The organism is Snodgrassella sp. B3837, assembly GCF_026535955.1.
Classification (GTDB): domain Bacteria; phylum Pseudomonadota; class Gammaproteobacteria; order Burkholderiales; family Neisseriaceae; genus Snodgrassella; species Snodgrassella alvi_E.
In genome coordinates this window covers 1-7,900 of sequence record NZ_JAFNPI010000028.1, presented here as the reverse complement: position 1 = coordinate 7,900, position 7,900 = coordinate 1, and the positions used below count along the sequence as shown (strand labels likewise).

Sequence of the window (7,900 nt, the reverse complement as noted above, 5' to 3'; positions counted from 1 at the left end):
TTCCCAGCTAGACCGTCAGCAGCAACAGCAAATCATTCGCGAACAGCAGCGTCAGCAGCAGTTTCAACAGCAAATGCAGCCCGAAGTAAATATTCGTTTACAGCCACAAGAAGAAAACCCAACACAGACAGACAAACTGAATACCAACGAAACCCCGTGTTTTGCCATCAACAGCATCACCCTGACAGGAGAAGAAGCCAGCCGATTCCAGTTTGCCCTAAAAAAAGCGCAGCGCCAGAGCCAGTTTACCGCAGGCATGTGCCTAGGCAGCAAAGCCATCAACCAGATCATGACCTTGGCACAGAATGCCGTCATCGAACGTGGCTACACCACCACCCGTATTTTAGCCACACCACAGGATCTTACCAGCGGCACCTTACAGCTCAGCGTCATTCCGGGGCGAATCCATACCATCCGTTACAATTTAGACAATGCAGCAACCACTCACGTAGAGCGTATTCGCCGCATCCAGAACGAATTTCCAGCCAGAGCCGGAGACATCCTGAATCTGCGGCAGCTAGAGCAGGGACTGGAAAACCTGCGTCGCGTTCCCACCGCTGAAGCTGATATCCAGATAGTACCGGCTGAAGCACCGAACGAAAGCGACATCGTCATCAGCTGGTCACAACGAACCATTCCCTTTCGTATAAGTTTTAACGCAGACGATTCAGGCAGCCATTCCACAGGGCGTTATCAGGGAGGCGTCACATTATCAGCAGACAATCCCTTAGGACTAAGTGATTTATTTTATATCAACTACAACCATGATTTAGGCAGCAAAGACAGTCAAATGGACAGCGATGGCAACCGCACCGGCAGCGGCACCCGTGGCTATGCACTGCATTACTCAATACCATTTGGCAACTGGCTGATAGCATATAACCGCAACCATTACCGTTATCATCAGGCCGTAGCCGGATACAACGAAAACTACGACTACAACGGCAAAAGCGACAACAGCGACATCGGACTAACGCGGCTGCTGTATCGCGACAGCCACCGCAAAACCGACATCACCGCCAAATTATGGCGTCGGCAATCCCATAATTACGTAAACGATGCCGAAATCGAAGTACAGCAACGGCATACTGCCGGCTGGGCAGTCAACCTAAATCATCAAGAATACATAGGTAATGGCACCGTCAACATCGGATTAGGTTACCGCCGTGGTACCGGTGCCGATCACAGCCTGCGGGCACCCGAAGAAGAATTTGGCGAAGGCACATCGCGCATGAAAATCATCACAGCCGACATCGGCTACACGCAGCCATTCACCCTGGGCAGACAACGCCTCAGCTTCGACAGCTCCCTTCACAGCCAGTGGAACAAAACCCCCTTAATTACCCAAGACCAGCTCTCTATCGGCGGCCGTTATACCGTGCGCGGATTTGACGGCGAAGTCACCCTCATGGGAGAACGAGGCTGGTACTGGAACAACAACCTCAGCTGGCAATATCTAGGTACCCATCAGGTATATCTGGGGCTGGATGTCGGCCACGTTGCCGGTCCCGCCACCGAAATGCAGCTGGGTAAAACACTAGCTGGTGCCGTTATCGGCTTCAAAGGCCAGATGAAAGCCGGTGGCCAGTGGTATTACGACATCTTTGCCGGCAAACCAATATATAAACCCCAGTACTTCCGTACCGCCAATACCACCGTTGGCTTCAGCCTCAACTATTCCATATAACACAATCAAACCACACATATCAGAACGCCGTTAGCCCAGGCTGTACGGCCGAATAACAGGAAAAATCATGAATAAAAACAGATACAAAGTCATATTCAACAAAAAAAGAGGAATTCTGGTTGCCGTAGCCGAAAACACCATCCGTGAAGGCAAAAGCACCGCAGACCGTAATCAAAGCGGCGGCACCATCTTCAGCAGCCTACTGGCTAGACTACCCGTATTAACCAGCTCCATCCTACTCGGATTAGGTTTATGCGTACTCATTAATCACTCTGCCATAGCAGCAGACATCCATGCCGACCCGTCTGCTCCCAAAAACCAGCAACCCACCATCCTCCAAACCGCCAACGGCATCCCGCAAATCAACATCCAGACCCCGAGCAAAGGCGGCGTATCCATCAACCAATACCGGCAATTAGACGTCAACAAACAAGGAGCCATCCTCAACAACAGCCGTAAAAGCACCCAGACCAAACAGGCTGGCTGGATACAAGGCAACCCATGGCTGGCCAAAGGCGAAGCCGGGATCATCGTCAACCAAATCAACAGCAGCAATCCCAGCCGGCTCAACGGCTACATCGAAGTAGCCGGCCGACGAGCCGAAGTCATCATGGCCAACCCGTCTGGCATCAGCGTCAATGGCGGCGGCTTTATCAATGCTGCCGGCGTCACCCTAACCACCGGCAGACCCGTACTCAATAACGGCAGCCTGGATGGCTTTCAGGTACGGGGAGGCAACATCAGCATCAACGGACAGGGGCTGGACACAAGCGGCAGCGATTACACCAACATCCTGACCAAAGCAGCGCAAATCAATGCCGGCATCTGGGCAAATAAACTCAACATCAGTACCGGCAGTAATGACATCAATGCCCAAGGGCAGATCACCGCCAACGTAAACAACGATATATCGGACAAACAAAGCATAGCCATAGACAGCAGCAGCCTAGGTGGCATGTATGCCGGCAAAATCGTACTAATCAGCAACGACAAAGGCGTCGGCATCAACAATGCCGGCCAAATCTTTGCCGGAGCCGGAGGCGTCAGCATCAGTGCCGATGGCAAACTGAGCAACAGCGGCAGCATCGTTGCCGCAGATAAAAACAGTAGCGCCGCAGAAGAGGCCACAGCAGCCATACATGCAGACAGCATCCGCAACAGCGGCACCCTGTCCAGCCAAGGCAAAATGCAATTACAAAGCCAGCAGCTAGACAACAGCGGTTTAATCACCAGTGCCGACGAATTAAACATCCGCAACCGGCAGCAACTGAGCAATCAGGGCGAAATCAACGGCGGCCGACTCGACATCAGCAGCGGTAGCATCCACAACCAGCAGGGCAAAATCATCCAGAGCGGCCAGCAAAGCCTGAAACTGGATCTGGATAAACTGAATAACAGCAGCAACAGCCTGATCGGGTATGCACCATCAGAACCCCCAACCAGCAACAGCAGCGAATCAGCCACAACAGAACAGCCAGCCAAGCCGCAGAAACCGGCAGAAAACCAAGATACTCCCGTACCGACCAGTGCCACAGGCGCAGGTCAGACCGAAGCAGCGGCGAGCACCCCCAAACAATTTGCCAGCGGCCAAATCATCAGCGAACAAGAAATTCTCAACGACAACGGCCAAATAATTGCCAATGGTGGCATCGACCTGAACGCACATAACGGCCTGACCAACCGTGGCACCCTCAACCTAAACAAATTACAAGTAAGCGGCGAACTACTCGACAACCAGCAAGGAAAACTCAACACTGGCGAAGCCCGCATCAGCACAGGCCGGCTGGATAACCGCAGTGGTGAAATCAGCAGCAGCGGACCGTTCCAGTACACAGGCAAAGAGCTGGACAACCGCAAAGGCCGGATCCAGTCGACGGAACAAATAGCCATAGAGGCAGAGAACACCGACAACAGTGATAGTGGCGTCATAGCGGCACAGAAACAACTGCAGCTGCACAGTCGTGGGCAAATTGACAATAGCAAAGGCGGGCAACTATGGAGTGGAGGTGCGGCTGAAATACAAACGGCCAACCTAAATAACAGTAGTGGCGCCATCGATAGTGACAGTCTGCAACTGAAAGCGGATAGCGTAAATAATCAGCTGGGGGCTATTCGCAGCGTCAACGCCCAGCAGCTTACCGTAACCAATCAGCTTAATAACCATACCGGCCAGATAGGCAGCAATGGTCAGCTCACCATTCAAGCCGGTAATATCGATAACACAGCGGGTAAAATCAGTGCTGCACAGCAAGCAGAAATTCACAGCAGCGGATTCAATAACCAACAAGGCACAGTAGACGCAGAAAACATAAAAATTAATGCTGACACACTAAATAACAACCACGGAGCCATACGTGCCAATGGAGAAACGCGCACCAGCATCAACCAAAGCCTGAACAACCAGCAGGGACAGATTAGCTCGCAAAAAGACGTTTATATCAGCGGTAACGCCTTGCAAATAGATAACAGCCAGAACGGACAAATCATTGCCGGCCAGAATCTTACCCTGCAAGCACAAAATCTGAATAACCCGGGCACCATTGCCGCCGGCCACGATGCAGAAATCGCATTAACAGATAACTTCAGCGTCGATGCAGACATCACCGCCGGTCACAACCTGACTATCAGCAGCCAAGGGACGATCAGTAACAGCCATACCCTTAGTGGCGGCGACAGCGTACGCCTACAGGCAGCCAGCATCAACAATCAGGCCAGCGGCACCATTCAGAGCAACAACCAAACTGAATTACAGGCACAAAGCAATATCACCAACCGTGGCCTGATAAACAGCAACGGCACCACACTAGTACAGTCCGGAAGCAGCATCAACAACATCGGTACCGGCCGCATCTATGGCGACCATGTCGCCATTGGCAGCCATGATTTACACAATCAGGAAGAAACCAGCGGCACCGAAACCAAAGCAGCAGTGATAGCCGCACGCCAGCGGCTGGACATTGGTGCAACTAATATCATTAACAAAGAACACGCCCTGCTTTCCAGCGAGGGTGACATCGCCATCGGTGGCAGCCTAAACCAACAGCATCAGGCTGTGGGCATGGCAGATAATCTGCTCAACAGCAGCGCGCGCATCGAAGCGCAGGGAAATGGCAACATCGCCGTACGGCAACTACAGAATCTGAATAATCATTTTGCTGTAGAAGAATATCTCGACAACAGTAAAAAAATCTTCCAGATACAAGAAAAAGGCAATCCAGCAATCTGGGTAGATGGAGTAGATGGAAAATTCAAAAAAGGAAAAAAAGAACTCAGTTTCAAATTCAATGACGGCACCAATAAAAAATGGAAAAAATACTCAGCTAAAGACGTAAAATGGTGGGACTATAAAAGTGATACCTACAAACAGCGTGTCACCGAAAGCCAGCCAGCAGAAATCATCATCGGCGGCGACCTAACCATCAGTGGCGAACACTGGGTCAATAACAACAGCCGTATCATCATTGGTGGCAATCTGACCGGTGGTGACAGCCTCAATCTGGAAAACCAAGAAACCAAAGGCCAGCAGCGGGTTGAAAATCATGGTCAACAAGGTGGATACAAATATAAAAATCCCAAACTGGGCTCCGGTAAAATTAAAAAAACAGGCGAAAAGCCATATAACGAAACCATCATAACCAGCCATGAATTTGACACACCAGTAAGCGTTGTACAGCAACATGCCGGCATCAGTGCCAATCAAGGCAAAGCCGAACAGGCAAAAACAGGCAATCAGCTTCAACCACAGGATAAAGCGCAGACACAGACAGAAAACCACAACCAAAGCATCCAAAGTCTCAGCCGCTTCAATACCAACTTGCCCAGCAGCAGCCTGTACCACATCAATCCCACCAACAGCGGCTATTTGGTTGAAACCGATCCAGCGTTCACCAACATGAAAAAATGGCTCGGCAGCGACTACATGCTCAGCGCATTAGGGCAGAACCCAGACAGAATGCAAAAACGGCTGGGTGATGGCTATTACGAACAAAAACTGATAAACGAACAGATAGCGCAGCTTACCGGCTACCGCCGGCTGGAAGGCTACAGTAATGACGAAGAGCAGTACAAAGCACTCATGAATGCCGGCATCAGCTTTGCACAGCAGTTTCACATCACCCCGGGAGTCGCATTAAGTGCCGAGCAAATGGCACAGCTTACCAGCGACATGGTGTGGCTGGTCAACCAGACCGTCACCCTGGCCGATGGCAGCCAGCAGACCGTACTCGTACCCAGAATCTACCTGAAAGTACGTGATAACGACGTGACCACAGCCGGCGCACTAATCAGTGCGCACAACATCAACCTGCAAAACAGTGGCAACATCAACAATCAGGGCAGCATTGCCGGCCAGAACATCCTTAATCTGGGGGCACAGAATATTAACAATAGTGGCATGCTTACCGGCAGCAAAGTAGCCCTTACCGCCAGCGACAGCATCAATTTCAACGGCGGATCCGCAGTAGGTAAAGACCTACTCAGCCTCAAGGCCGATAAAATCAACTTCAACACCACCACGGCCAGCTATGGCGATGAACGCAACGGTGGTACTGTTATCGACCGCACCGCTGGGCTGTATGTCACCGGAGACAAAGACGCTGTTCTCAGCGTAGCCGGTACCCACGGCATCACTACCCGTGGCGCCAGCATCGTCAACAATGCAGATAATGGCACAACACAGCTCAGCAGCAGTGCCGGTAGCATCGACCTCAATACCGTTACTACCCGCCGCGACATGACAGATGGCAGCAGCAGCGACAAAAACCACTGGATAAACCATTATCAAAACGAAAACGGCACCAGCATCAGTGCTGCCGGTGATATACAAATACAGGCTGCAGACCAGCTCAACATCCGGCAGGGCGACATCAACAGCGAAAACGGCAACGTCAGCCTGCACGGCAAAAACGGTGTCAATATCATAGAAGGGCGTCAACAGACCGAGCTAGACCACTCCGTCTACATCAAATCCAGCGGCCTAATGTCCAAAAAAACCAGTCTTGACCAATCGCGGGCAAACTATGATGAAGCTGTAGGCAGCAATATCACCGGCGCCAAAGTCAGCATCAGTAGTGATCAAGATATTAACATCCGTGGCAGCAACATCATCTCCGATAATGGCACAGTGCTGAAAGCCGGCCAGGATGTTAACATCACAGCGGCGTCCAACCAGTATCAAGATCAGGAATACCACAAAGAAACCAAATCCGGCCTAATGGGCAGTGGCGGCATCGGCTTTAGCATCGGGAAACAGAAAGAAACCGATGACACCACCAGCCGCCGCACCATCCACAGCGGCAGCAGCGTTGGCAGCCTCAACGGAGACACCACCATTATAGCCGGCAACCACTATACCCAAACCGGCAGCAGCGTCTCCTCCCCGCAAGGTAACGTAAACATCATAGCCAAACAGATAGACATCAACGCAGCCGAAGACCAGTACAGCCGAGACAACATCCATACCTTCGAAAAAAGCGGCCTTACCGTAGCCGTCAACGTACCCATAGTCAATGCCATCCAAACAGCCAGTACCGCCGTAAATCGCATAGGCGAAAGCAAAAACGCGCGCGTCAACGCCATGGCAGCCTTCAATGCCGGCGTAGACATGTATAAAGCCGGCAATGCCGCCGCCGACCTGGCCAACAATCCACAAAACGCCACCAATGTCAGCGTCAGCATCACCGTAGGCCAGCAAAAAAGCCGCAGTGAAACCCACAGCCGCGACAGCGTCGCCGCAGCCAGCCAGATTAATGCCGGTGGTGAAGTCAACATACTGGCAACCGGAGCCGGACAGGATTCCAACATCAACATCATTGGCTCAGATGTCAATGGCAAACAAGGTACACACTTACAGGCAGACAACGAAATCAACCTGCTGGCGGCCGAACAAAACCACAGCGAGCGCAGCAGCAACAAATCCAGTGGCTGGAATGCCGGCGTAGCCATCAGCTATGGTTCCAATGGATTAGCCTTTGGAGTGACCGCTGGTGGTAATGCCGGCAAAGGACATGGCAATGGTGACGAAACCAGCTACCGCAACAGCCATATTGGAAGCAGCAGCGGCCACACCAGCATAGTCAGCGGCGGAGCCACCAACATCAAAGGCGCACAGGTAGCAGGTAAAGGCGTACAGATTGATGCAGCCGAACTAAATATCGAAAGCTTGCAGGACACAGCCAAATACAACAGCAAACAGCAGAATATCAGCGGGCAGGT

2 protein-coding genes are annotated in these 7,900 nt (G+C 51.8%); both read left to right on the top strand.

All coding sequences use genetic code 11. The features are described 5' to 3' along the window. On the top strand, positions 1 to 1,687 hold a 1,687-nt coding region (locus J3U67_RS08355; RefSeq protein WP_267404741.1), incomplete at its 5' end, for a ShlB/FhaC/HecB family hemolysin secretion/activation protein. Positions 1,688 to 1,754: 67 nt separating this feature from the next. Beyond that, on the top strand, positions 1,755 to 7,900 hold a 6,146-nt coding region (locus J3U67_RS08350), incomplete at its 3' end, for a hemagglutinin repeat-containing protein (protein ID WP_267404739.1).